Source organism: Microcoleus sp. Pol12B5 (genome assembly GCF_036701335.1).
Lineage (GTDB): Bacteria > Cyanobacteriota > Cyanobacteriia > Cyanobacteriales > Microcoleaceae > Microcoleus.
Genome location: NZ_JAUBQQ010000001.1, coordinates 227,653 through 254,416 on the forward strand (window position 1 = coordinate 227,653; position 26,764 = coordinate 254,416).

13 protein-coding genes and 1 pseudogene are annotated in these 26,764 nt (G+C 46.7%); 8 read left to right on the forward strand and 6 right to left on the reverse strand.

Going from position 1 to position 26,764, the window contains the following annotated elements:
* Nucleotides 1-112 precede the first annotated feature (112 nt).
* Entirely contained in the window at nt 113-1,627 is a 1,515-nt protein-coding gene (locus QUA24_RS00920) for an NADH-quinone oxidoreductase subunit M (RefSeq protein ID WP_333226502.1), read from the reverse strand.
* A 128-nt stretch (nt 1,628-1,755) separates the two neighbouring features.
* On the opposite strand from QUA24_RS00920, the pseudogene QUA24_RS00925 reads away from it, so the two are divergent.
* Nucleotides 1,756-2,366: pseudogene (locus tag QUA24_RS00925) on the forward strand (Uma2 family endonuclease).
* A gap of 144 nt (nt 2,367-2,510) precedes the next feature.
* Here QUA24_RS00925 and QUA24_RS00930 read toward each other — a convergent pair.
* Nucleotides 2,511-4,385 carry an NAD(P)H-quinone oxidoreductase subunit F gene (locus QUA24_RS00930; protein WP_333226504.1) on the reverse strand — a complete coding sequence of 625 codons (1,875 nt, stop codon included), beginning with the start codon at nt 4,383-4,385 and terminating at the stop codon, nt 2,511-2,513.
* Between the two features lie 623 nt (nt 4,386-5,008).
* Here QUA24_RS00930 and QUA24_RS00935 point away from each other — a divergent pair.
* From QUA24_RS00935 to QUA24_RS00965, 7 genes are all read left to right on the forward strand, one after another.
* Nucleotides 5,009-5,320, forward strand: coding sequence for a carbon dioxide-concentrating mechanism protein CcmK (locus QUA24_RS00935; protein WP_006635059.1), 312 nt, complete (start codon nt 5,009-5,011; stop codon nt 5,318-5,320).
* A gap of 96 nt (nt 5,321-5,416) precedes the next feature.
* Nucleotides 5,417-5,758 carry a carbon dioxide-concentrating mechanism protein CcmK gene (locus QUA24_RS00940; protein WP_006635058.1) on the forward strand — a complete coding sequence of 114 codons (342 nt, stop codon included), beginning with the start codon at nt 5,417-5,419 and terminating at the stop codon, nt 5,756-5,758.
* 241 nt (nt 5,759-5,999) lie between these two features.
* Nucleotides 6,000-6,305 carry a EutN/CcmL family microcompartment protein gene (locus QUA24_RS00945; protein ID WP_172186882.1) on the forward strand — a complete coding sequence of 102 codons (306 nt, stop codon included), beginning with the start codon at nt 6,000-6,002 and terminating at the stop codon, nt 6,303-6,305.
* A 170-nt stretch (nt 6,306-6,475) separates the two neighbouring features.
* Nucleotides 6,476-8,110: a ribulose bisphosphate carboxylase small subunit gene (locus QUA24_RS00950; RefSeq protein ID WP_333226506.1), complete on the forward strand. Its 1,635-nt coding sequence runs from the start codon at nt 6,476-6,478 to the stop codon at nt 8,108-8,110.
* A gap of 293 nt (nt 8,111-8,403) precedes the next feature.
* Nucleotides 8,404-9,066 carry a carbon dioxide concentrating mechanism protein gene (locus tag QUA24_RS00955; RefSeq protein WP_333226508.1) on the forward strand — a complete coding sequence of 221 codons (663 nt, stop codon included), beginning with the start codon at nt 8,404-8,406 and terminating at the stop codon, nt 9,064-9,066.
* Between the two features lie 205 nt (nt 9,067-9,271).
* The gene (locus QUA24_RS00960; protein WP_006635054.1) at nt 9,272-10,045 is read left to right on the forward strand and encodes a carbon dioxide-concentrating mechanism protein CcmK; all 774 of its coding nucleotides are present in this window, start codon (nt 9,272-9,274) and stop codon (nt 10,043-10,045) included.
* A gap of 446 nt (nt 10,046-10,491) precedes the next feature.
* Nucleotides 10,492-11,532, forward strand: a complete 1,041-nt coding sequence (locus QUA24_RS00965; protein ID WP_333226510.1) for a tetratricopeptide repeat protein — start codon at nt 10,492-10,494, stop codon at nt 11,530-11,532.
* Nucleotides 11,533-11,820: 288 nt separating this feature from the next.
* Here QUA24_RS00965 and QUA24_RS00970 read toward each other — a convergent pair whose 3' ends face one another.
* The 4 genes from QUA24_RS00970 to QUA24_RS00985 all read right to left on the reverse strand — a co-directional run bounded on the left by QUA24_RS00970 (nt 11,821) and on the right by QUA24_RS00985 (nt 26,755).
* Complete coding sequence (locus QUA24_RS00970) at nt 11,821-13,176, reverse strand: aminotransferase class III-fold pyridoxal phosphate-dependent enzyme (RefSeq protein ID WP_333226512.1); 1,356 nt, start codon at nt 13,174-13,176, stop codon at nt 11,821-11,823.
* A 59-nt stretch (nt 13,177-13,235) separates the two neighbouring features.
* On the reverse strand, nt 13,236-17,576 hold the full coding sequence (locus QUA24_RS00975) for an amino acid adenylation domain-containing protein (RefSeq protein ID WP_333226514.1): 4,341 nt from the start codon (nt 17,574-17,576) through the stop codon (nt 13,236-13,238).
* A 186-nt stretch (nt 17,577-17,762) separates the two neighbouring features.
* Nucleotides 17,763-23,519, reverse strand: coding sequence for an amino acid adenylation domain-containing protein (locus tag QUA24_RS00980; protein ID WP_333226516.1), 5,757 nt, complete (start codon nt 23,517-23,519; stop codon nt 17,763-17,765).
* On the reverse strand, nt 23,516-26,755 hold the full coding sequence (locus QUA24_RS00985) for an amino acid adenylation domain-containing protein (protein WP_333226519.1): 3,240 nt from the start codon (nt 26,753-26,755) through the stop codon (nt 23,516-23,518). Before QUA24_RS00985 ends, QUA24_RS00980 begins: the two co-directional genes overlap by 4 nt.
* Between the last annotated feature and the right edge of the window lie 9 nt (nt 26,756-26,764).

Sequence of the window (26,764 nt, forward strand, 5' to 3'; positions counted from 1 at the left end):
TGGAATAGGTAGGGACACGGCAGTGCCGTGTCCCTACAGCCCTCTGCTGTATTTCATGGGATTGAAAACTGCCATAGGACTAAAGTCCGATGCTACGAACCTAGGTCATATTTTATTTCAAGTTTTGAGCAATAACTTTAACTTGGGGTGGCACATTAGCTACCATTCCGATCGCAGTTTTTTCGCTCAAAGCAACTAAAACTCCCGGCTGCACTCCCATGATTGCAATAATTATTGCTAAAATCAGCGAAGGGATGCGATCGCGCCAGCGGACTTGTGGCAAATTTACCACCACATCCGAAAGGCGACCGAAAAAGGCGCGGTTGACCATAATTAAAAAGTAAACTGAAGTTAAACCAGTGCCGATCATGCAGAGCAAAGTTTGCACCGGAAACACTGGCAAACTGCCCCGAAATATCAAAAATTCAGCAATAAATCCAGCCAAACCCGGAATCCCCGCACTTGCCATCACGCCGAGGATCATTAAACTGCCAATCATCGGCAAACCGCGATCGGGATTGAACAAACCTTTGAGAACATCGATGTTGCGAGTGCCAGATTTTTTGTACACAATGCCGACGGTTAAGAATAGTAGCGCCGAAATTAAGCCGTGGCTAACCATTTGTAAAACAGTTCCCAGCAGACTAATCGGAGTAGCTGCGGCGCTAGCTAACAAAATGTAGCCCATGTGAGCGATCGAACTATAAGCTACAATTTTTTTCATATCTTTTTGGGCGATCGCGCAACTCGCCCCGTAAAGCACGCTTACCACCGCCCAACTCGCCAAAGTCGGCGCCGCCACCGCCCACGCATCTGGAAACAAACCCAGACCAAAGCGCAGCATCCCATAAGTTCCCAGCTTCAAAAGCACCCCCGCCAGCAGCACCGAAACCGGCGTCGAAGCTTCTACGTGAGCATCCGGCAGCCAAGTATGAAAAGGCACTAAAGGCATCTTAATTCCAAAAGCCAGCAACACCCCTGCCAGCAAAACAATTTGCCTTACCAAAGGCAATGGCAATCCTCCTTGCAAATGCGATGCGCCCGCTGCACCAACAATATCGAAACTAGAAGCACCGCTAAGCCAACCAGTCCCCAAGAAAGCAGCCAGCAGCACAATTCCCGCAAATGCAGTATAGATTAAAAACTTAGTAGCAGCATAACCCCGGCGCTCGCCTCCCCAAATCGCAATTAACAGGTAAAGCGGAATCAATTCTACCTCAAAAAACAGGAAAAACAGCAGCAAATTTTGAGATAAAAAAGCCCCTGTTACGCCGCCGGTAATTAACAGGATCAAAGAATAATAAAGTCGAGGTCTGCGGATCGACTCATCCGTAGCGTAAATAGCTATTCCTGTCAGCAGAGTATTTAAAATTACCAAAGGCAGAGCCAAACCATCAACGCCGAGATTGTAATTCAATCCCAAAACATCTATCCAAGGAATGAATTCCGCAAACTGGAACTGACTGGTACTGGCATCAAACTGAACTGCCAAAATCACCGAAAGAATAAAAGTTATACCCGCAATGGCGATCGCGACATTCCGAACTATTTTAGAACTCACTGAACCGGGCCAGAGCCCAATCAGGGCAGCAGCCAACATTGGTATCCAGATTAAAGCACTGAGCATCAATTAAAACTTTCCTTTGTTACACAGTATTTAGAGCTATATTTAACATTAACGCAAAGCAACTACATATAAAAGCGATCGGCCCATTTTCTTGTTAACATAGATTCAAATGTCTCTGGAATCCTCCTATGACCTCAAGTCTTACAGAGCCAGAAGATTTGCAAATTAAATCCGGTTCTCCTTCCACCCGCCTCACCGTTGCCGACTTGGAACAACTGCAAAGTATACTCTCGGAAGCACATCTCGACTACCAATTAGAACTGGTAGACGGGAAGCTTCTCCTTATGAGCCCATCAGACATTGTATCGATCGAAATTGGGGCAGAGTTAGTCAGACTTTTACTAAACTGGGTCAAACCGCGCAAACTCGGACGAGTGTTTGAGTCCAGCGGCAGGTTTATTCTCCCCAATTCAAATGTTACAGCCCCCGATGTTTCTTTTGTGACAGCCGATCGCCTCAAACAAAGTAAAAGGTATTTTGCCGAACTTGTTCCCGACTTAGTGGTAGAAATCAAATCTCAGTCGGATCGCCTCAAACCCCTCCGAAAAAAAAATTATCATTCATCGAACTCGGAGCCAAAGTAGGAATATTAATCGACCCAGACAAGCGCACAATAACAATTTACACTCCGACAGCCGAGCCAGTGGTATTGAGAGACGGCGACATGATTTCAATTCCCGAACTTTTGCCCGGTTGGGAAGTTCCAGTGACCGAATTATGGCCGATCGATTTTGAATAAAACTAGATAAAAAAGCAGACAAACCCAGACTCAAATCATCTGCGTTCATCTGCGTTCATCCGCCTTCATCTGCGGTTAAAAATTAAATAACATCAGACAAAAAGCAGACAAACCTCGAAAAAATCATCTGCCAACCTCTGCGGTTTAAAACTGCCAAATAATCAACGCCAGCAACACAGCAACCCCCCCCGCAATAGTCAACACATAAAACTGCGACTGACCGGTACCGCTATACTTCAACCCTTCGCCGCTGAAAATTGTCGCCAAACCGAACAAATTCACCACCCCATCTACCACATACCTATCAGTCCAAGCGCTGATTTGAGAAATCAAAGCCACAGCCCAAACGACAGTCAAGCGGTAAACTCGATCAATATAAAAGTCGTAAGCAAACAAATCCTGCAACGCTGGCACCGGCAGCCGTACCGGTCGAGGTAAAGCCCCATACCAATAAATCGCCACCCCAACCGCAACGCCCATCAACCCCGATAACATTAACAGTGGAATATCCAGAGTCTTCAACAGCAAATTTAAAGTATCAAAATCCCCTGTTTGCGACCAAGGACCAGTCCAACTAATTAACAGTTGCCACTGCTGCAGCATCCAAGGCACCAACAGGCCGATCACTGTCAAAATTACCATTGGCAAAGCCATCGGCCAACCAACTTCTGGAGCTCTGCGAGTTTTCGGCTGCGGTTTTCCCGCAAAGACTAAACCGAATATGCGAGTTAAATTTAGTGCTGTCAAACCGTTAACTAAAAGCAGCACTATTACCAGCCACAAAGGCAAAGTCCAAAAACCGTTGAGCCAGCGCCGCATCGCCCAAAAGTTGCCCAGAGGCAACAAGGCTACCATCCCTGCAGCGCCTACTAAATAAGCCGTAGTCGTGGCAGGCATCTTCGACCACAACCCACCCATTTCTGTTAAATCTTGAGTGTTAGTTGTGGTAATAATTGACCCTACGCTCATGAATAATAGGCCTTTGGCGATCGAGTGCGCGAACAGCAACAGCAAAGCAATGTCAACTTGATTTAGCCCCACGGCGATAAACACCAAACCCAAAGAAGCGCTGGTAGAATGCGATAGTGCTCTTTTGATGTCGATTTGGGCGATCGCTACCAAGGAAGCCCCAACAGCCGTCACCGCACCCAAAACCACCAGTACCCCACCAGTCACGGGCGACAGCGCTAAAACAGGCTGAAGTTTAATCAAAACATAAGCCCCAGCGCCCACAACTACAGTATTCCGCATAATCGAAGCCGGGTTGGGTCCTTCCATCGCCTCGTCTAGCCATAGATGGAAGGGAAATTGAGCGCACTTGGCCGTAGGTGCGGAGATTAAAGCCAAACCTAAAAGAGTCGCCACTAGGGGAGACAAAGTTGCAGTTTCCGCCCATGTTTCCAAATCGGAAAAATTCAAACTTCCTGCTAAAGTTGAAAGCGTCACTACTCCCATCAGCAGTGGCACGTCTCCTACACGCTTGGTTAAAAACGCATCTCTAGCGGCTGTTACTACCAGGGGTTGAGCGTACCAAAACCCGACTAGCAAGTAAGTTGAAAGCGTCAGCACTTCCAACAAAGCGTAAGTTAGAAGCAGCGAGTCGCTAATGGCAATACCGCTAATTGCCGCTTCAAAAAAACCCATCAGCCCAAAAAATCGAGCTAGCGCCCAGTCTTTTTCCATGTAGCCTAGAGCGTAAATTTGTGCTAGCAAACTCAGAACACTAACTAACTCCATTGCTCCGACGCTGACGGTGGAGATTTCTATTGCAAAAGACAAATCTAAATCTGCTGCTTGTACCCAGTGCACTAGCAACTGTTGGGGCGGTTGATCCCAAGTCGCTGTAAAAATAACTGATCCGTGTATGAAAGCTAACACCGTCATCAGCAAATTGAAGTATGCTGCAGGTCTCGGGCCTGTTCTGCGAACGGTGCCCGTAGACCACGGCAAAGTTAAAATTGCGCCTATTAAGCCATATAAAGGTACCCACCAACAGGCTTGGAGGAGAAATTGAGTCATTTAATTTATCCCTTAAACTTCAAATTACTGGCTGCCTTTATACAAAAACAGTCGCGGGCGATCGCCTGATACCCTAAAACTTTGACTAAAGCCGATCGTATAGTTCTGGCAAAATAATTTGCACCCAAGATTCACTATACATTAAAGTATCAAAACTGATAATTCTCTCAACACAAAATTAGTTCGTGAGTAGAAGAGGCACTCAAAGAAAAAAATGCCTGCGGATGGGTCAAGACTGCCTTTTTTGCCGATTTCCCCGCGATCCCCCTTTTGGAATCCCCAAATTTCCCGGCAGTGATTAGCTCCGGCTTCACATACCGAACTCTACTTGATGAGTATTCTTACTTACTTTAATCCCCCCTCGCTCTCGGTATCTACCTCTCTCAATATTAAGATTATTAAATAAATATTAAATTAGTTTAAGTAACATAAAAAATTTTAATTTTTGTTATTAAACATTATGATGTTAGTTTATATTGTCAAGGTGGACAGCTTCCCCTATTCTTATAGGATAGGAAGCTTTACACTGCCTTACTAAAAAATGTGGGCCTCCCCGTCCAAATTTTTAGATTTCTCAAAGATTTGTAACGGTAATTTCGCTCATCCTCAAAGGAGATTCAAAAATGTCAATTGCCGTGGGAATGATTGAGACAAAAGGTTTTCCCGCTGTTGTGGAAGCTGCCGATGCTATGGTCAAAGCTGCCCGCGTTACCCTCGTGGGCTATGAAAAAATCGGCAGCGCCCGCGTCACCGTAATTGTGCGCGGCAACGTGTCGGAAGTCCAAGCCTCAGTTGCAGCAGGAGTGGAATCCGTCAAGCGTGTGAACGGCGGAGAAGTCGTCTCTACCCACATCATCGCTCGCCCCCACGAAAACCTAGAATACGTTCTGCCGATTCGATATACAGAAGCAGTAGAACAGTTCCGAGGCTACTAAGTTCTTAGCGCACAAAAGTTTTCTTAAAAGAAAATTTGTGCGATCGTCAAAAATTAACTGTTTAGTTCCCCAAATATTCAATCAGGAGTAAAACCAATGGCAATTGCAGTTGGCATGATCGAAACCTTAGGCTTCCCCGCAGTTGTAGAAGCCGCTGACGCGATGGTCAAAGCAGCCCGCGTCACCTTGGTAGGCTACGAAAAAATCGGTAGCGCTCGCGTTACGGTCATTGTAAGAGGAGATGTCTCGGAAGTGCAAGCTTCCGTCGCCGCCGGAGTAGAGTCAGTGAAGCGCGTTAACGGCGGACAAGTGATGTCCACCCACATTATCGCCCGCCCTCACGAAAACTTGGAGTACGTGTTGCCGATTCGCTACACCGAAGCTGTAGAACAGTTCCGTGAAGGCGTCAGCGGCATTCGCCCCCTCAACAGATCTTAAGACAGGCGATCGGCTGTTAGGGGCGTTTGGTAATTAAAAATTAAAAATCGCGATGTTTTTGATTGAGCATTTTTAATTTTTAATTGAGGTGGGCATGGGATATTGGTTATTAGTCATGAGTCATTAGTCATTAGTGATTAGTTACTAGACGAAGCTATAAAAGGCGGACAGAGCTAATTAAAAAAGACAAGCGATACTGTAAAAATGACGATTACCAATTACCTATTACCTATTACCTAAAATGCAAATGGCCAAAGTTCTCGGCACAGTTGTCAGTACCCAAAAAGAGCCGACACTGAGAGGATCGAAATTTCTACTTCTGCAATTCATCGATGAGGAAGGTTCGCCAGTTCCCGGCTATGAGGTAGCCGCTGACTGTGTGGGCGCAGGTATAGATGAATGGGTTTTAGTAACCCGAGGCAGCGCAGCCCGGATCGCGCCCGGAAGTGAAAACCGTCCGATCGATGCTCTAGTAGTAGGCATTATAGATACTGTCAATGTAGAAAACCGCCTCATTTACAGTAAAAAAGACGACCCGTACCGCTAGTTGACAGTTGGCAGTTGACACTTGGCAGTTGGCAGTTGGTAGTTGGCAGTGAACAGTGAACAGTGAACAGCTAACAGTGAACAGTTGACAGTGAAGAGTGAACAGCTAACAGTGAACAGTTGACAACTAACAACTAACAAAAAATTTTTCAGCTTAGGAGAACTTAATTTATGGCAGTCCGCAACGTTGCGGCTCCCCCGACGCCTTGGTCGAAAAACTTGGCTGAGCCCAAAATTCACGATACCGCCTTCGTACATTCCTTTTCTAACATTATTGGGGATGTGCATATCGGTTCTAATGTGATGATTGCCCCCGGGACATCTATCCGCGCCGATGAAGGCACTCCTTTTTATATCGGAGAAGGAAGCAACATTCAAGACGGAGTAGTGATTCACGGCTTAGAAAAAGGCCGAGTCACAGGAGACGACGACAAATCCTATTCTGTGTGGGTGGGGAAAAATACTTCCCTCACCCACATGAGTTTAATTCACGGCCCTGCCTACGTGGGCGACGACTGCTTTATCGGCTTTCGCTCTACGGTGTTCAATGCCAGAGTGGGCAACGGCTGCATTGTCATGATGCACGTACTAATTAAAGATGTGGAGATTCCCGAAGGTAAGTACGTACCTTCGGGAGCCATCATCACTAATCAGAAGCAAGCCGATCGCTTGCCTGACGTTCTAGATTCTGACGTTCAATTTGCGACCCATGTCATCGGCATCAATGACGCTCTGAGAACGGGTTATCGCTGCGCTGAGAACATCGCCTGTCTAGCACCAATTCGCAACGAGCAAACTAAAAACCCAAATATGACTCAAACCAAATATTCTACCCATGCCGGCACCCCATTGAGTTCAACTCTTGCCGATAGCATCCGCAATTTACTAGCTCAAGGATACAGCGTGGGAGCCGAACACGCCGACGCACGCCGCTTCCGTACCGGTTCTTGGCGTACTTGCGGCCCGATTTCCTCAACCCGTGACTCAGAAGTGATCGCGGCTTTATCAGCTTGCATGGCTGAACACCAAGGAGAATACGTCCGCTTGATCGGGATTGACACCAAAGCCAAGCGCCGCGTACTAGAAGAAATCGTCCAAAGACCTGGAGACAACGGCTCTAACGGTTCAAACGGTGCGAAAACTCACCAATCTAACGGTAAAGTTGCACAAGCTTCCTACCACAATAGCGGTTCCGTGTCAAACGGAAAATTGAGTGCCGAAACAGTGGCTCAGGTTCGCGGCTTGCTAGCTCAAGGCTACAAGGTGGGGACGGAACACGCCGACGCGCGCCGCTTCCGCACCAGTTCTTGGCAAAGCGGGGCTTCGCTGCAAGTCAGAAACGAATCTGAGGCGATCGCCGCTTTGGAATCTGTGATGAACCAGTACCCAGGCGAGTACGTGCGCTTGATCGGCATTGACCCGAAAGCTAAGCGGCGCGTGGTTGAAGAACTTATTCAGCGTCCCGACGGCCCAGTTGCTCAATCGGCTAAGCCGGCAGCAACATCGGGATACAAAGCAGCTTCGACTGGTTCGGCCAGCAACGGAAGTTTGACCGGCAAGACGATCGACCAAGTCCGCAACCTGCTTTCCCAAGGCTACAAAATTGGCACGGAACACGCCGACGCGCGCCGCTTCCGCACCGGTTCTTGGAGCAGTTGCGCCCCGATCGCATCCAACCGCGAATCCGAAGTGATTTCTGCCCTCGAAAGCTGCCTCAAAGAACATAGTGGCGAGTACGTCCGTTTGCTGGGTATCGACTCCAAGGCGAAGCGCCGGGTACTCGAAGAAATTATCCAACGACCTTAATTTGCCTGGTAATTAGCTTGTTTGTTTCTCCCGTTAAGCCCTCGCACAGGTGCCCACGGGAGAAATCCCAGCGGATAGAAGTTGGATTTGAGATAGTTAAAAAGCTCGATTGAGAAGGGTTGGTCAAAATCTAGAATCTTCTGCAACTTTCTAGAAAACGTTAAAGCATCAATCTTCTCAGTATTAGTAAATAATCGCTTCTTAGATTGACATGGTTAAATTTATTAGTCGAAAAAACCCATAATTTAAAGTCCTTTGATCTAAAAAAATCGCTCCTTTCATGGTGAAGTTGAATGTATTTATCGCCACTGCAATTAAGTAGCAACTCTCAGATTTTGATGAGTGGCGATGTAGTTGTAAATGAGGGTGCGGCGATCGCCCCTGGAGCAATCCTGCAAGCAGATCCCGGAAGCCGGATCTCGATCGCCGCCGGTGCCTGTATCGGTATGGGAGTTATCCTTCACGCCCGTGAAGGTACTCTGGAAATCGCAGCGGGCGTTATTCTTGGTGCAGGAGTGCTGGTGGTAGGTGCGGGAACGATCGGGGAAAATGCCTGTATTGGCGCCGCGACCACCCTAATCAATCCTTGTATTGACAAAATGCAAATTATGCCAGCAGGTTCTCTAATGGGAGATACCAGCCGCCAAGTCGCCCCAGAAGCAACCGCAACAGCGCCAACATCACCAGAAACCCCCGAAGCCACTACCCCACCAGATCGACCGATCGAGCCGATCGAGCCGCCACAACCCCCCGAAACACCGCCTCAAACTGCGCCGGAGACCGCCCCAGACCCGCCGGAATCCACTGCCGCAGAGCCGCCCCAACCAGGGGAAACGCCGACTATTCTGTACGGTCAAGCTCACATCAATCGGCTGTTGGGGACGCTGTTTCCACATCGGCAAGCTTTTAATCGACCGGAGGAAAACGGCCAAACTCTATCGGGCGGTTCCGGGTAGCCGTCTTTTACGCAAAAGGCAGCTATGCTGAAGGCAGAAAGATCAAATATAAATAGGTAATCTCATATTATTGGTAGCTCAGCAATTTGTAAGGCTTTGCCGCAGCAATCTGTGTCTTGTAGCTCGTGCAGTCTGTCTTCTCATCTGAGAAACTATAAACTATCAACAAATTTTTATTTTGGGAAGTTTCTAAGGGTAATAGAAGATGGACGGACAAACGGATCGTAACAGTCACGAAGAGCGATCGCAGCGCCAGGAATACTTCAAAGACACTGCTTTGGGTTTGGTATCCACCAAGAGTTTTCCGGCAATTGTGGGGACTGCTGACATGATGCTGAAGTCGGCAGGAGTGATTTTAGTAGGATACGAAAAAATTGGTTCCGGCCACTGTACCGCGATCGTCCGGGGCAGAATTTCCGATGTGCGTTTGGCTGTGGAAGCTGGAGCTCAAACTGCCGAACAGTTCGGGCAGTTTGTTTCTAAGTTGGTGATTCCTAGACCTTTGGCTAATTTGGAAGTGGTTTTGCCGATCGGCTTTCGCCTGACTGAACTTTCGGAAAAAGGCAGTTATTCTCGGCTTAGCAATCAGGCGATCGGTTTGCTCGAAACCCGGGGATTTCCGGCAATGGTCGGTGCTTGTGATGCTATGCTCAAATCCGCAGACGTACACTTGGCAGCCTACGAGAAAATAGGCGCCGGTTTGTGCACGGCAATTATTCGCGGTGCAGTAGCAGATGTAGCAGTAGCCGTAGAGGCCGGGATGTACGAAGCTGAGAGAATTGGCGAGTTGAACGCGGTGATGGTAATTCCGAGACCTTTGGAAGATTTGGAGCAAACTTTACCGCTGGCGAGTTGCTGGATCGAGCAGCGTAAACCTGTGATGATGCCCGTCTCGGTTAAGGAAAAGGAACAAGAATTGATCGAACTTCCAGATTTGGAGAAATTGACTGTTTATGTGGAAGAGGAAATCAATCGGTAATTGGTAATTAGGCAACAAAAGTTTGTAGAGACGTACTACCGCAAATACTGAGACGAAGTTTGTCAAAAAAATATAGAGTTTACTCGGTAGGACTGCTGGCAACAATTTATACTGAGTAACGGCCTCAAACTTAATTTGCCGATCGAGCCGATCGGAACCGCATCAAGAGACACAGAGCACCAAGTAAAACTAGACTTTTGAGATTAAGTCGATCGCCTAAACAATGGAACTGACGAAGTAAATCCAGCCTAGGTGCAGACTCTTTCCACAGGATTTAACTGCTGTTAAAATAAACCCAAAATCCTGTTTCCGGTAGATAGCCTACAATGAATTTGAGGGTAATCTAATAACGGGTGGCAAAAAAATAGAACTTTAACAGTTGTTCAACTCAAAACTGACTGCACAGGAATCGACCCCCAGAATCAAGCACTCTTGAAAGTTGACCTATGAACCTCAAACAATTTTACAAGCGCGGTTTGCACAGCGCCAAGAAAGGAAACTATGAAGCGGCACTTGAGGACTTCGATCAGATACTGCAACTCAATCCCGCCGATGCCAAAGCCTATAACAATCGCGGCTTGGTTTACTATTACATGAAAGACTACCAAAAAGCGATCGCAGACCTCAGCCAAGCCCTAGATATCAATCCTAATTTCTTCGAGGCTTACTTGAATCGAGGCAATGCTTGGCGTCATCTCGGAGAACACGAAAAAGCCATTGATGATCTAAACTGTGCTTTAGCAAATAAGCCTAACAACCACGCTATCTACAACAACCGGGGACTTGTACTTGCTAATTTAGGAAATTACGAAGAAGCAATAGAAGACTACAATCGAGCTCTATCTATCAATTCCAACAATTATAAAACCTATTACAACCGGGGGCGCGCTTACTACCTTTTGGGAGAAAAAGAGGCAGCAACAGAAAACTTTAATGAAACGCTGCGGTTGAATCCTAAATATATCAAAGCTTACATAAATCGAGGTCTCTGTTACCACCAATTAGGAGACAATACGCAGGCGATGGCCGATTACAACATTGCACTCGCCATCGATCCACAAAATGTTTATGCCTATTATAACAGAGGTTGCGTTCGCTATAAATTAAAACAAATGCAGCTTGCAATTGAAGACTTTGACAAAGCAGTAGAACTCGATCCGAACTATGTTAAAGCTTATCTCAACCGGGGTTTAGTACTGTATAAACTTGGAGATGTGACTGCAGCAAATAAGGATTTTTACCACGTAATGTGCATTAATGCGGAAGCTTATGTATACTACCAGGCCCAGCGGTGCACGCCTGATATTAATTCGTACTTTAAGGAAGCGCCGCAGGTAGAACTTAATAATGCTGTAGAATACTACAACACAACATTAAATACGATGTCAACTTCATTAAGTTCCGCAGCCTTAAACGCGGTCTGGAATCAAGAAGATTTGGAGAACAGAGACTCGATTATCTGTGAAGGTGAATTTATTAATGATTGATTTAGTCAGTAGTCAGTTGCCATTAATCATTAGACTTATTGCCTAAATCTTTGAGCTAGGAAACCGCAGATGCAAGGCACAGACATTTAAACCCACATTCCGCAACCCCCAACAGACAGCGTACATGGATTGAGTAGATCAAAATGAATCCTCCGAGACAATGGTAAGTAGAAATATTCAGTAATTTCTATCCCTAATGATCACCCAGTTCTCCATTCCTGAAAATTGAGGTTCGGAGGTGAGTTAAATCTGATTCCGTTAAAAATGCGCGAGATCACAAACCAAAGTTTATTGTTGAGTCGGGAAAAAGCCTCCTTCGCGCATTTCTTGAATGCTCTCTTTAACCGCCTGAATGATGCGATCTGTGTCTTCATGAGTGTGAGCGGTAGAGAGAAAGCAGCTACGACCTTCGCATATGAAAATACGCTTTTCGAGTAAGTGAAAAAGTAGCGGATCTATCTCAACGGATGCAGCAGCGCGAAATTGCGATCCGAAATTTACAAGCCAGACAGAGACTTCATTCTCTTTGAAATAAGTATTCAGGGTTTCAACTAGCTGCGAAGTTCGCTGATTCAACTGCTGCTGAAGGGCTGGGCCTTGATTTTTAAGATAGCGCAGTACAGAACGCGCAGCGGCCAGAGCAAGTGGGTGCTTGCAAAAAGTGCCGGCAAAAATTGTTGTTTTTACCTGGGGGTAGGAATCATCGCCGTAGTTCCACAAACCGCCGTCAATTTTATCCATATAAGCAGCTTTTCCAGCGATAACTCCAATGGGCATACCGCCCCCGACAATTTTGCCATAAGTTGCAATATCTGCCTCAATGCCAAACCACGCCTGCGCCCCGCCTTGATGAATTCGGAAACCAGTAACCATTTCATCAAAAATCAGCGCAATTTCTGATTCTTTTGTTAATTGCCTGAGTTGCTGGAGAAATTCTTTGGGTTGCAAATCGAGACGGCGGCTTTGCACCGGCTCCAGGAGAACCGCCGCTAATTCGTGCTGATGAGCTGTGATAATTTCCAGGGCATGAGGGCTTCCGTAATCCAAAACCAAAACATCTTCAATAAAATTAGTGGGAATTCCTGGCGCTTTTGGAATGGTGCATAAATCGCCATTTATCTTTTTTACAACGGCGAGAGTTCCGTCAAAATGACCGTGATAAGAACCCGAAAACAAAGCAATTTTATTGCGTTTAGTTGCCGCTCTAGCTAATCGTAAAGCTGCCATCACCGCTTCTGTGCCGGTATTAGAAAAAGCGACGCGCTCCATTCCCGTTAATTCGCAGATTAATTCCGCAACTTCTCCGGCAAGTTCTGCTTGTGGGCCAATTTGTACGCCGCGATCGAGTTGCTCTAATAGGGTTTCTTTAATAAAGGGCGGATTATGACCGAAAAGATTGATGCCAAATCCCATTGTGATATCGATGTATTCGTTGCCATCTACATCCCACATTTTAGAACCCAGCGATCGCTCGGCAACAATGGGATAAAACATCTCCTTGACGGGAAAGCGAAACCCATCAGAAGCTCGATTATCAGCGAGAACCGGACGGTATTTTTGCGCGAAATTCTTAGAGGTTTTTGTGCGATCGGTGTAGCGCTCTATCAGCGCTTTCATGTGTCTTTGCTGCAATTGTTCGTTCATTTTGAATTTTCCAGAAATTGAGTCAGGTAGGGGCGCAATGCTTTGCGCCCTTACAAGTTTTAATTGCGGCTACCTATCAAGCCACAATTTGCGAGATAAGAAAAATAAGTCCGAAACAAACTCGCATCGGCTTGTGGGCAGATAATGTCCGTTCCAGAAAGTCCCTTCAACGCATTCTGGCAATCGAATTGCAGCGTGGCAGATTTAGCCATTTCCGCTTCCGAAACTTTTTCGGAGAAAAGACCGACTAGCGGGTACAAAGCATGATCGGGAGAATTTCCAGCGCGATTGATTATTTCTGCTTGCCAAGTCTCAGAAGAAACTCGTTTGATTTGATAACCCATTGAGCCAATCCACCCAAGCAATTCACTCATTTGAAAGGACTGAGGGTTGACTAAATGAAAAGTCTTTCCGAGCAATTCTTTTTGCCTCGAAAGATGAACGATCGCTCCGCTCACATAGTCAACAGGCGCTACATTCATCAGCTTATCCCCATCGGGCGCACATCCAAGTTGCACGCAACCAGCGATTAACCTGTACAGTAAATCGCTGGGATTGCAGGCCCCTGTTTGGCTGTCCCCAGAAATGCGACCTGGCCTGTAAATGCTAACAGGAATTCCGCGATCGCGCGCGACCTCGACTAACTTTTCTGCCACCCACTTAGTCTGAGTGTAAGCGCCTTTTAGACCCTCTCCCGGAGTGAGTTCATCCTCCTCTCGCACCACCTTAATCCCAGATTCTCCCATTGCCGAGAAAACGGAAATCGTAGAAATTAAATGGACTGGTTTTAGCTTACTTTGACTCGCAAATCTCAGAACTTCCTGCGTCCCCAAAACGTTAGGGGGTTTGAGAACCGAGTAGGGATAAGTAAACTTGACAAACGCGCCATTGTGGTAAATGACATCAATTTTACTGGCTAAAACTCCGAACTGCTCCTCAGAAAGCCCCAAAAGTGGTTGAGACAAATCTCCAGCAATTGGGATAATGCGATCGCTGCTGCTTTCATCCCAAATTAAATAGGATTCGAGGCTGCTTTGAATCCGCTTTTTAGCTGATTCTGAATCGGCAGAACGGACTAGGCAATAAATTTCTGCTTGAGTTTGTTGCAAGAGGTCGCGGAGTAAAAAGGCTCCCAAAAAGCCCGTCGCCCCTGTTAAGAGAATGCAAGCTGGTTCAGTTTTTGGATCGCTCAATGGAGTTGCAGGGCGAATTACCGGGTCTAAAACAACTTCAGCGTTAATATCGAAACTTGCAGTGCGATCGCCCGCTGTGTTGCCCCCTTGTTGGATTTCGATTTTTTCAGCTAAACCAGCTACAGTAGGAGCTTCAAACAAAACGCGCAAAGGCAATTCCACCTGAAAAATTTCTCGCACTTTGGCTAACAACTGAGTAATCAGTAATGAGTGTCCCCCCAAGTCAAAGAAATTGTCGTGAATTCCTACCTTTTGAAGGTTGAGAAGCTGGCTCCAAATTTCGGCAAGAATCTCCTCACCGGGAGTGCGAGGGCCTACAAACGTATCTGTAAAATTGGCTGCTATGGACGGTGCAGGAAGCGCTTGACGGTCTATTTTGCCATTGGGAGTCAGTGGCAGCGCTTTCAGAACCACAAAAGCAGAAGGTATCATGTATTCGGGCAGCTTTTCTTTGAGGAATGAACGCAGGCTTTCAATCAGTTGTGAGTCCTGAATGCTGGGTTTTGAGTGAGAAACAATATAGGCGACTAAACGCTGATTTCCCGGTTCATTTTCTTGAAGTAAAACGGCTGCCTCGCGTACAGAGGGATGATGAGACAAGCCCGCCTCAATTTCCCCTAATTCAATGCGGAAACCTCGCAGCTTTACTTGGCGATCGACGCGATCGATAAATTCTATATTTCCGTCTGGCAAATAGCGAGCTAAGTCGCCAGTTTTGTAAAGTCGAGTTTCCGGTTCCTGAGTGAATGAATTGCAAATAAATTTTTCTGCTGTGAGTTCTGGTTGGTTTAGATAGCAGCGAGCCAATCCCGCCCCAGCAATATATAATTCACCGGCTACCCCTACAGGAACTGGCTGCAAGTGCGAATCGAGCAAATAAATCTGCGTGTTCGGTAGCGGGCGACCTAAAGGAACTGTCTCGGAAATGCGATCGCCCTGCATTCGTACCTGATAAGTCAGCACCCCTACAGTTGTTTCTGTCGGCCCGTAATGGTTGAAGATCGAGCAGTCTGGATTGTATTTCTGAATTGTTTCAATTAAATTCCACATCAAAGGCTCACCGCCGAGAATTAATCGCTTTTTAGGTAAAATTTGCGAGGCGTTAGAAGCGCTCAACAAAGCTTTTAAGTGAGAGGGAACAATTTTAAGACAATCGATAGAATGTTGCTGAAAATAAGCCGCAATTGCTTGAGGATCTGTTGCGCGTTCTTGAGAGATGATGTGCAGGCATCCACCCGAACACAAAGCCGGAAAAATAACGGTCTTTCCCAAGTCGGCGGCGAAGGTAGAAACGGTGGCATAATTTGCACCTGATGGCAGGTTTAATTTTTCCTGAATTCCGTGCAGGTAATTGAGCAGTTGTCGGTGTTCAATGGCGACTCCTTTGGGGGTGCCGGTGGAACCGGAGGTATAGATAATGTAAGCTAAATTTTCACCAGAAGCAGAGACGAAATTAGTAGGGGAAAAAGAGGGAATGTCTGTATCTAAGCAGACGATATATGCCTGAGTTTCAGGCAAACTTTTGATGAGATGCTGTTGGGTTAACAGCACTGGAGTCTGAGCGTTTTGCAGCATCAATGCTAGACGCTCTTTGGGCATGGCTGGGTCGAGCGGTAGGTACGCGCCACCTGCTTTGAGGATACCTAGAATTCCAGCGATCGCCTCTAAAGAGCGATCGACGCAAAGGCCGACAATCACCTCTGGCTTGACACCTAATTGCTGCAAGTAATGGGCGATTTGGTTAGCCCGGGCGTTGAGTTCGCTGTAGGTAATTTGCTCATTTTCACAAACAGCAGCTATACGGTTGGGCGATCGCTCTGCTTGTTCTTCAAAGAGCTGGTGAACGCACTTATCGAGCTGGTAATCTGCTTTTGTGCTGTTGAATTCTACTAATAATTGATTTCGGGCGCGATCGCTCAGCATTTCGAGCTTGCCGATTGCGGTTTGTGGGTTGCTGGCTACACTTTGCACCAAGGCGTAAAATTGCTCTGCCAAGCACTGGATACTGTTGTCTGCCAGGAAGATAGGATCGTAGTGAAACTCAGCCGCGAGCGAGTCATTTTGGCGGTGGCAAGAGAGTTTAACTTTGAAGCGATCGCAGCACGCATACTGCTTGTAAATCGAAAAAAATACGCCACTAGCCGAATGCTTTTCGAGTTGTTCCTCAAACTCGAAACCAAATGGAAAGCCGGAAGAGTTGCCTAGATATTCGTGGGAGAAATATTCTTGATACTTGTATGCTTCGCGTTCTTCCTGCTGAATTTGCTGCAATGTTTCCGCGAAGGAAAAGTTTTCTGTTAGTTGGCCCCGCAGCGGTAAAAATTTGGCAAACAGCCCAAGCCCTGGCTCTAGTTCTTCGTATTTTCGACCGTCGAATGCCACGCCAACAGCGATCTCTGATTGGCCAATCAGCCGCCAGAGCAAAATTTTCCAGCAAGCGAGCAAGAATGTAGAAAGTGAGGTGTTGTACTGGCGGGCGATCGCTTCCACTTGAACCAGCAAAGCTAACTCTAATTTGACATCAAAAGCTTGGGGAGTAAATTGAGCTGGCGCGTTAATTAATCTATTTTCAAACGGCAACCTTAAACTCGCTAGCGCTGAATAATTATGCCCAGTCCAGTATTCTTTGCCCTCTGCAGCTTCCTCATCTTCGAGTAATTCATTTTGCCATTCGGAAAATTGAATGTATTGCACAACTTCATCGGTAATTTCTTCGCCGTGAAGGCAGGCGGCATAGCACTGGCTGATTTCTTGAACCAAATTTTTTACTGTGCGACTATCGCCGCACAGTGCCGGCAAACTGACCAGCAAAATATGCCTCTCAGATGCAATTTTAATTAAAGACAAGCGCCAAGCAGGATTGCGCTCGAAGTTGAAGAAAGCGCTCTTTTCTTGCTGAAATATCTCTTCAAGTTGGGCTTCTTGCTCCTGGGGAGTCACTTCACTTAAGTTAACCCAATTCCACGAGACAGAGCTATGTTCGGAAATAACTTGTATAGGAATTTTTAGCCCGGCCTTTCCCTGAAAGCTTGTGCGGATAATTTCGTGGCGATCACTAACTTTTTCTAAAGCTTTCTTTAGGTTATCATTTTGAAGAATTCCCTCGATCAAAATAGCAGATTGAACGCGATAAGCAGGGCTGTCTTGCTGCAAAACCCACAGATATTTTTGCTGGGGTGAAAGCCGAAATCCATTAATTGTTTGCATTGTTCCTCTTTATCAAAGCACTACTTTATTGTCGTTACCTTTGCCGGGAAGAGATGATATCAAATCCGTTAGCATCGGAATAGTAAATTCGAGTTCACTGTTGACGGTTGACTGTTCACGGCTTCAACAGTCAACCGTCAAAAGTCAACATCATTCGGGTGTAACCGGAAATGATATGAGAGGGAATTAAATTCCTGATTCAGGAATCATTTCGCCCATCGCTACAACAATTTTTCGCGAACCGATAAATGGATTGCGACTGTGAGCGGCAAGCATATTATCTAGCATTAAGATGTCTCCTGCTTGCCAGGGAAAACTAACAGCAGCTTGCGTGTACACTGCCTGAATTTGTGCCATTACCGAGTCTTCAATAGGAGTGCCGTCACCGTAATAAACATTGCGGGGGAGGTTCTCTTCTCCAAAAACAGAGAGCAAGGAAGCGCGGGTTGCCGCATCTAAGCAGGAAATGTGGTGCAAGGGAAGTTGATTGAAAAATACCATCTCTTTGGTTTTTGGGTGCTTGGCAATTGCGGGGCGAATTTTGCGGGTTCTCAAATTATTTCCTGCTTTCCACTCAAATTCCATCCCGGCTTGCCGGCAGTATTCCTCAACCACGGATTTGTCTTCTGTTTGGAAAAAATCTTTCCAGCTTACATCCAGTCCGTCTGTGTAGTTGCGGACGTACATAATTTGCTTTTGGGCAAATTTTTCTCTGAGTTTCGGATCTAGCAACTGGTAAATTTTACGGCAGTCAACTATCGGCGTTTCTCCGCCTTGTTGCGCTGGCTGAACACAGAAAAACCAGATTTTCATCGGCCAGCGGTGCAGGTGCGAACTCTCGCTGTGAAATAAGATAGCTTTATCTGCTGGGTAAGGAGTTGAACCGTAAACTTTTCCGCTAACTCCTTCGCGTGGCAAATCCCCGTACTCCCCAAATAATTCCGAACAAATTGAAAGTGCAAACTGCTCGAATGCGGCAACCACAGGGTCGGTGAACCCTCGAAAAAGAATCCCTCCATGCTGTAGCAATTTTGCCTCTATAAATTCGCGGTTATTTTTCGCCCAGTCTGCGAGCTCGACATCGGCTACTGCGGGTTTTGCGACTAAAGGAAAGAGTTCGTCGGGGTGCAGGTACTCGGTTTTTATCAATTCGCCTTGGGGCAAAGCGACTGGCTTCGGATTGACGCTTTTGAACTTACTAAAATTGCTTTTTTCACGCTTTAATTCTTGCATGGCTTGTTTCTGCTTCTGGGCTTCTGTGAGAATTTCTAAAGTGTTCAAACGACTGTCAGGCTGCGCCACTATGCTGCCGAGGAGGGTTTCAAAGCGATTTGACATTTCAGCGATCGTCTCCCGGTCAAATAGATCGGAATTATACTTCCAACTGCCGACAATTCCTGTCTCTGTTTCCGACACAAATAGCGCCAAATCAAATTTAGCCGTACCGCTATCAATTGCAACCGGGATTAAAGTTAAACCCGCCATTTCTAAATTCGGCATAGGCGCATTTTGCATGACGAATAAAACTTGAAATAGCGGTGTCTGACTCAGGCTGCGATCGGGACGCAGTTCTTCTACCAGTTTGTCGAAGGGTAAATCCTGGTGAGCGTAGGCTTTTAAGGTGACTTCGCGCACGCGATCGAGCAGTTGGCGAAATGTAGGATTGCCGCGCATATCGGTTCGCAAGACGAGGATATTGACAAAGAAACCAATTAAAGCTTCAGTCTCAACTTGTGTGCGGTTTGCCAGGTCAGTACCGACGACAATATCTTCTTGATTTGTGTAGCGATAAAGCAGCGTTTGAAGTGCTGCCAACAAGGTCATAAATAAGGTGACATTTTGTTGCCGACTGAGTGCGTTTAGCCCTTCTGAAAGTTGCCACTCAAGGTGGAATTCTTGAATCTCAGCTTGATTGCTAGAAACAACAGAACGCGGTTGTTTTGCTGGCAATGGCAGCGGGGGCAAAATTTGACCCAACTGCTGCTTCCAGTCAGCGAGTTTTGCTTCCAGAACTTCGCCTTGCAGCCAGTTTATTTGCCAAACAGCATAGTCTGCGTATTGTACAGAAAGTTCGGGTAGGGGAGAAGGTTTGCCACTGCAGAAAGCTTCATAAAGCGCCACCACTTCCCGCACGAGTACCCCCATCGACCAGCCATCAGCTACGATGTGGTGTACTGTCAGTAACAGCAGGTATTCTGTCTCGTCAAGATGTAACAATGTGACGCGCAGTAACGGCCATTTTGTTAGGTCAAAAGGCTGTCGCGCTTCTTCAGCGGCTAGTCGCATTGCCTCGGCTTCTCGTTCAGCTTGCGATAACTCTCTTAAGTTTACGATCGGCAATGTGAAATTAAAAGATGAAATAATAACCTGAGCGGGTCGTCCTTCCACGGAATTAAAAGTTGTCCGCAATGCTTCGTGTCGCTTGATAATCTCCTGAAAAGTTTGCTCTAAAACGGCTACATTGAGCGCCCCCTTCAAGCGCACGGCTGCTGGGATATTATAGCCAGGATTCCCCGGCTGCAATTGGTCGAGAAACCACAGTCGTTGTTGTGCAAAAGAAAGGGGCAATTCTCCCTGCCTTGACGCCCGCTTGATGGGGGGTGCTTTCAGTTTTTGCTCGGCGCGATATTGCAAGAGGCTTTCGGTGAAAGTTGCGACGGTAGGGGATTCAAAAAGAGAGCGCAAGGGTACTTCAACTTGAAAAGCTTCTCGCAAGCGAGAAATCGCCTGAGTAGCCAGCAATGAATGGCCTCCCAATTCAAAGAAGTTATCGTGAATTCCAACGCGCTCTAAACCGAGAACTTCCGCCCAAATTTCTGCTATTAATTGCTCGTCGGGAGTTCGAGGCTCGGTAAAATTGCTCTCGAATTCGGCTGTGTTTGTGTCAGGTGCTCTTAGCGATCGCCGATCGATTTTTCCGTTAGGCGTTAAAGGCATTGCTTCCAGCAGCACAAACGCTGACGGCATCATGTACTGCGGCAGTTTTTGTTTGAGAAAGACGCGCAAGTGATTAATAAATTCTGAATGCGTAGGATCAGTGTCCCCGTGTCCGCCCCGGAGTTCTGAGTTAGCAACGATATAAGCTACTAAACGCTTGTCGCCCGGATTGTCCTCTCGAACCAGTGCGATCGCTTCTCGCACGGCTGGGTATTGGCTGAGTACCGCTTCAATTTCGCCTAATTCGATGCGAAATCCGCGAACTTTCACCTGGTGGTCGCTGCGCCCCATAAATTCAATGTTTCCATCTGGGAGATAGCGAGCCAAGTCCCCGGTTTTATAGAGGCGTTCTGAAAGAATAAACGATGAAGGATGAAGGATGAATGAAGCATGAATTGGATCCTCTGCAAAGGGGTTAGGAATAAACTTCTCTGCGGTCAGTTCCGGTCGGTTTAGGTAGCCTCTAGATAAGCCGGCACCGCCGATGTGCAGTTCGCCAAATACGCCAACGGGAACCGGCATTAAATAGGGGTCTAATATGAAAATTTGAGTGTTAGCAATCGGGCGACCGATGGAAACTGATTCATCTTTGCGATCGACCTGATAGAGAGTAGACCAGATAGTGGTTTCTGTAGGGCCGTATAAATTCCACACAGAAGCGCAGCGCAAAAGCAACTGATTGGCGAGCTGTCGGGGTAAAGCTTCTCCTCCGCACAGTATTTTTAATTGATTGTTTCCCTGCCATCCTGCTGCTAAAAGCATTTTCCAACTGGCTGGAGTAGCTTGCATGACAGTCGCGCCAGAATTTGTTAATGTTTCTAAAAGCTTTTCCCCGTTAGATGCCACTTCTCGGCTGGCTACAACAACGCGAGAACCTGTTGTAATAGGCAGGAACAGTTCCAGCGCTGCAATGTCAAAAGATAAGGATGTTACTGCTAGCCAAACATCTCGGTCTGCGATCGCCAGTTGTTGGCGCATAGAACTCAAGAAGTTAACGACAGAGGCGTGGGAAATTTGCACTCCTTTGGGTTTACCTGTTGAGCCTGAAGTATAGATGACATAGGCTAAATTGGACGAATTTTGTAAACCCACGACTGGCTCGTCGCAGCTCGATATGCCTTCCCCATCTGCATCCAGAAACACGAGGGAGGCGCTATTTTTGGGCAGGGTTTTTAATAGCTTTTTCTGAGTGAGTAACACTGAAATTTTCGCGTCTTTCAGCATGAATGCAAGGCGCTCTGGTGGATACGCTGGATCGAGGGGAACATAAGCGCCACCGGCTTTGAGAATGCCGAGAAGCCCTACCATCATTTCTAGGGAACGCTCGACATAAATTCCCACCAAAACTTCTGGGTTGACACCAATTTTTTGCAAGTTACTTGCGAGATTATTTGCTTTTTCGTTCAGTTCCCGGTAAGTCAGATATTCATTTTCAAAGACGACAGCGATCGCATCCGGCGTCCGCTCTGTCTGCGCTTCAAATAATCCGTGTACGCACTGATTTTTCGGAAGTTCCGATTGAGTATTGTTCCACTCGAACAGCAGTTGCTGCTGTTCAGGTTTCGTCAATATTGGCAAATTTGAAATGCGCTGTTCGGGATTAGCAGCTATACTTTCTAGTAAGGTTAGAAAATGTCCGGCTATCCGTCGTGCAGTGCTAGCGTCAAACAAATCTTGGCTATACTCAAGCGTTCCATTAATACCCTCTAATCCTTCCTCCAGGTCAAGCGCTAAATCAAATCTCGCCGTTTTCCGTTCTATTTCCAAACTGCTCAACGTCACTCCTGGCAATTTAATCTGCGGCGTCCGAACATTTCGCAGAGAAAACAACACCTGAAATAGCGGATTATGACTTAAATCTCGTTCGGGTTGTAGGATTTCTACCAGTTTCTCGAAGGGCAAATCTTGGTGGTTATACGCGCCGAGAGCTACTTCTCGCACGCGCCCCAGTAACTCTTTAAAAGTTGGGTTGCTCCACAGATTAGTGCGGAAAACTAAGGTGTTAGCAAATAAGCCAATTACTTCCTCGATTTCGCGTCTATTGCGGTTAGCAATGGGGGAGCCGACTAAAATATCTTCTTGCCCGGTGTAGCGATAGAGCAACGTTTTAAACGCTGCCAGTAGGGTCATAAATAAAGTAGCTTTTTCCCGCTGGCTTAATAGGGTCATTTCCTCTGCTATTGCTTTGGGAATGGTGAATTTATGCACCGCACCTCGGAAGGTTTGTACTGCCGAGCGGGGGCGATCGGTTGGCAAATTTAGTACCGGGAGATTGCCTCCAAGCTGTTTTTTCCAGTAAGCAAGCTGCGTCTCTAAAACTTCTCCCTGCAACCACTGGCGCTGCCAACTTGCAAAGTCTGCGTACTGTACCGACAGTTCGGGAAGGGGAGAAGGTTTGCCAGTGCAAAAGGCTTGATAAAACGTGGCGAGTTCCTGGATGAATATTCCCATTGACCAGGCATCGAAAATGATGTGGTGCGTACTCAATAGCAGCACCCAGTTGGAATCGCTCAAGTGCAGCAATTTGGCACGCAATAAGGGTGCTTGTGATAGGTCGAAAGCAAGCTTTGCTTCTGCGGCGATTAACCGTTCTACTTCGCGAGATCGTTCAGTTTCAGGAAGCGATCGCAAATCTCTTTCTAAAATTTTCAATTCCAGATTGGAAGCGATCGCCTGAACGGGTTGCCCGTTTATTGTTTTAAAAGCCGTTCGCAAAACTTCATGACGCTTGACAAGTTCGTTGAGACTGCGATCGAGGGATCTCGCGTCGAGTGTTCCCGTCAAACGCACGCCGGCGACGATGTGATAGGTAAAGTTGCCTGGAGTTAGTTGCTCAAAAAACCACAACCGCTGTTGAGCAAACGACAGAGGAAAAGTGTTAGAGTCTCGACTTTGAGGCAGAATTTTTGCTAGCGAAACGTTTTCTTTTTTATGGTTGAGCCGCTGCAACAGCAACTCGCGCTTTTGGGGAGAAAGAGCCGCGATGCGTTCGATTAAATCACTCATTTGCTGACTCCTTGTTGGGCGAGAATTTCCTGAATTTCGGCTTCTGACAGTTGATCGAGGTCTGCTAACACCCTCGCTAGCATTTCACTGTCTGTTTGTTCGACTTGCTTTTGCGCGATCGCTACAGCAAAATCGGCGACAGTAGCCGACTCAAATAAACGGTGCAAAGGCAACTCGACCTGAAATGCTTGGCGCACTCTGGAAATTACTTGAGTTGCTAATAAGGAATGCCCTCCTAATTCAAAAAAGTTGTCGTAAATGCCGACTTTTTCAAGTTTGAGAACTTCAGCCCAGATAGCGGCTAAAACTTCCTCGATATTTGTGCGAGGCGCGACAAAGTTTCCTGTCAACTCCGGTCGCATTTCATCAGGTGCGGGCAGCGCTCGTCGGTCTACTTTTCCGTTAGAAGTTAAAGGCAAACTTTTGAGTATCACAAAAGCAGAAGGCACCATGTACTCCGGCAATTTTGACGTTAAGAAATTGCGAATTTCCTTGTGGGTAGGTGCTTGTTTCTGCTCGGTAATTAAATAAGCCACGAGGCGCTTTTGTGCCATCTCGTCTTCTGGCGCCACAACTACAGCCTGCGCGATATCTGGATGTTGCCCCAGCACCGCCTCAATTTCTCCCAATTCAATGCGGAAACCGCGAATTTTTACTTGGCCGTCAATTCGCCCGATAAATTCGATGTTTCCGTCTGGCAAATAGCGAGCCATGTCGCCGGTTTTGTACAGTCGCGTCTTTGCTTGCGTGTCAAATGGATTGGGAATAAATCTTTCTGCGATTAATTCAGGGCGGTTAAGATATCCGCGCGCCAAATTATCACCGCCGATGTACAGTTCACCAGCTACGCCTATCGGCACCGGCTGCAAGTAAGAATCCAAGATATAAATCTGAGTGTTGGCAATCGGAAGACCGAGTGGAACTGTGTCAAAATCGCACCCAATTGTATCAAATTCGACTTGATAAGTCAGGACACCTACAGTTGTTTCTGTTGGTCCGTAGTGATTGAATACTGAGCAACTTGGAGCAAGATTGCGAAGTGTTTTAATTAAGCTCCAGTTGGCAGATTCACCTCCTACAATAAGCCGTTTACCAGGCAAAATAGACTTGGGTTGAGAGGAATTTAAAAGGGCGGCTAGGTGAGAGGGAACTATTTTGAGGCAGTCGATGGGATTGCGGCAGAAATATTCACCCAGTGCCTCTGGATCGGTGGCGCGTTCTAGGGAGATAATATGCAGGCAACCGCCGAAACAAAGGGCGGGGAAAATCGCTGTGTTTCCTAAGTCTGCGGCGAAGGTGGAAACGGTAGCAAAACTGGCTTTGGCTGGTAGGTTTAATTTTTCCTGAATGCTGTGCAGGTAATTGAGCAGTTGCCGGTGTTCGATCGCGACTCCTTTGGGGATGCCAGTGGAACCGGAAGTATAGATGACGTAAGCTAAATTGTCAGAAGAGGCGCGATCGGTGTAAGAGGCAGAAACAGTGGGAATGTCTGTATCGATGCAAACAATATTTGCCTGAGTTTTCGGCAAGCTTTCTATGAGCCGCTGTTGTACGAGCAAAACCTTCACCTGAGCGTCTTCTAGCATTAGCGCTTTGCGCTCTATTGGGGTCGTTGGAGCGATGAATAAATAGGCACCACCGGCTTTGAGTACGCCCAGCATTCCTACGATTATTTCTAATGAGCGATCGACGCAAATTCCGACAATTGACTCTGGTTCAACTCCCAAGTTTTGCAGGTGATGGGCGAGTTGATTAGCGCGATCGTTGAGTTCTCGGTAGGTGATTTTTTGGTTTTCAAAGACGACGGCAATGTTGTCTGGGTTGCGATCGGCTTGTTCTTCAAAAAGCTGGTGAACACATTTGTCTGTCGGGTAATCTTTCTGGGTTTGGTTGAACTCGACGAGAAGCTGCTGACGATCGCGATCGCTGAGTATGTCTAGCTGACTGATAGCAACTTCTGGATTTTTGACTATGCTTTCTAAAAGCGCCTGAAAGTGTTCGGACAAGCGCTTTATATCTGCCGCAGCAAATAAAGCGGAATCATAGTGAAATTCAGCGCTTAGGGAATTGCACAGGCGGAGGCAGGAGAGTTTGAGTTTGAATTGCTCTAGGCAGGCATCTTGCCGAACAAGGGAAAATGAAACGCCTGAATTATCATAGTTCTTAGGCTCTGCTTGGAAGTCAAAGCAGACGGGCCAAAAGCTGCTGCTTTTTTCGTTTTCTAGGATTTCTTCCCAGCTAAAATATTCTTGCCAGTTGTACATCTCGTTGAGATTAAGCTCAACTTGCTGCTTCAATTGTGAAAAAGTCAACTCGTCTTGTACTGGGCATCGTAGGGGTAAGTATTTGAACAGCAGCCCCAGAGAGTGTTCTAATTCTTCATATTTTCTGCCGTCTATCGCTACGCCGATTATCGGGTTTTGCTCTCTGGTAAGCCGCCAAATGAGAATTTGCCAGCAAGTCAGCAGGAAGGCAGAAATATCGCTTTTGTGCTTTGGGGCGATCGCTTCCAGGCTGTTCAACAAATTACCCCGAATTTCCATCCTTTCTACTAGCGGCTTAAATTCCGCTTCTCCATTCTTCTTTTCCCAAGGAAGCGTTAATAAATCCCAAGATTCAATGTTCAGCTTTCGCCAGTATTCTTGGCCGATTGCCGTTTCTTCTGATTCGAGTAGCTCATTTTGCCACTCAGCAATATCGGCATATTGCATTGATTCATTAGAGAACTCTTCCCCGCAGGTGCAGGCTGAGTAGGAAAGACTGAGTTCGCGGGTGAAATTTTTCAGGGTGACGCTATCTGCAATTAAGGCAGAGAAGTTCGCCACCAATAGGTGCTTGTCTTGGGCCAGAGTGACTAAATAAATATGCCAAAGTGGGCCGCGCTCAAAATCAAAAGGAAGCAGACTTAGTTGCTGAAAAAGCGCTGCGATTTTAGCTTCTTGTTCTTTTGAAGACAAACCGCTCAGATTGTGTTCCGAGATAGGAACTTCACCAGTGCTGGCGATCGCTTGCAGGGGTAGTGTCATCCCAGGCAAGCAGTGAAAGCTGGTACGCAGAATTTCGTGCCGATTCACGACATTTTGGAGCGCACTTTTAAGAATCTCTTTGTCGAGATTTCCGGTAATTAAAATTGCACCTCTAACGCGATAAGTCTGTTGGCTTTTATTTTGCTGTAACCCCCACAGATGCCGTTGCTGTGGAGAGAGTCTAAACCCTTCGATTGTTTCGTTTTGCATTTCTAAAGT

What these genes read in the sequence shown, in the direction of transcription:
- QUA24_RS00950 (WP_333226506.1), top strand. Translation starts at nt 6,476, where the DNA reads ATGGCAGTCCGCAACGTTGCGGCTCCCCCGACGCCTTGGTCGAAAAAC.
- QUA24_RS00980 (WP_333226516.1), bottom strand. Translation starts at nt 23,519, where the DNA reads ATGAGTGATTTAATCGAACGCATCGCGGCTCTTTCTCCCCAAAAGCGC.
- QUA24_RS00975 (WP_333226514.1), bottom strand. Translation starts at nt 17,576, where the DNA reads ATGCAAACAATTAATGGATTTCGGCTTTCACCCCAGCAAAAATATCTG.
- QUA24_RS00945 (WP_172186882.1), top strand. Translation starts at nt 6,000, where the DNA reads ATGCAAATGGCCAAAGTTCTCGGCACAGTTGTCAGTACCCAAAAAGAG.
- QUA24_RS00970 (WP_333226512.1), bottom strand. Translation starts at nt 13,176, where the DNA reads ATGAACGAACAATTGCAGCAAAGACACATGAAAGCGCTGATAGAGCGC.
- QUA24_RS00935 (WP_006635059.1), top strand. Translation starts at nt 5,009, where the DNA reads ATGTCAATTGCCGTGGGAATGATTGAGACAAAAGGTTTTCCCGCTGTT.
- QUA24_RS00965 (WP_333226510.1), top strand. Translation starts at nt 10,492, where the DNA reads ATGAACCTCAAACAATTTTACAAGCGCGGTTTGCACAGCGCCAAGAAA.
- QUA24_RS00920 (WP_333226502.1), bottom strand. Translation starts at nt 1,627, where the DNA reads ATGCTCAGTGCTTTAATCTGGATACCAATGTTGGCTGCTGCCCTGATT.
- QUA24_RS00960 (WP_006635054.1), top strand. Translation starts at nt 9,272, where the DNA reads ATGGACGGACAAACGGATCGTAACAGTCACGAAGAGCGATCGCAGCGC.
- QUA24_RS00955 (WP_333226508.1), top strand. Translation starts at nt 8,404, where the DNA reads ATGTATTTATCGCCACTGCAATTAAGTAGCAACTCTCAGATTTTGATG.
- QUA24_RS00930 (WP_333226504.1), bottom strand. Translation starts at nt 4,385, where the DNA reads ATGACTCAATTTCTCCTCCAAGCCTGTTGGTGGGTACCTTTATATGGC.
- QUA24_RS00985 (WP_333226519.1), bottom strand. Translation starts at nt 26,755, where the DNA reads ATGCAAAACGAAACAATCGAAGGGTTTAGACTCTCTCCACAGCAACGG.
- QUA24_RS00940 (WP_006635058.1), top strand. Translation starts at nt 5,417, where the DNA reads ATGGCAATTGCAGTTGGCATGATCGAAACCTTAGGCTTCCCCGCAGTT.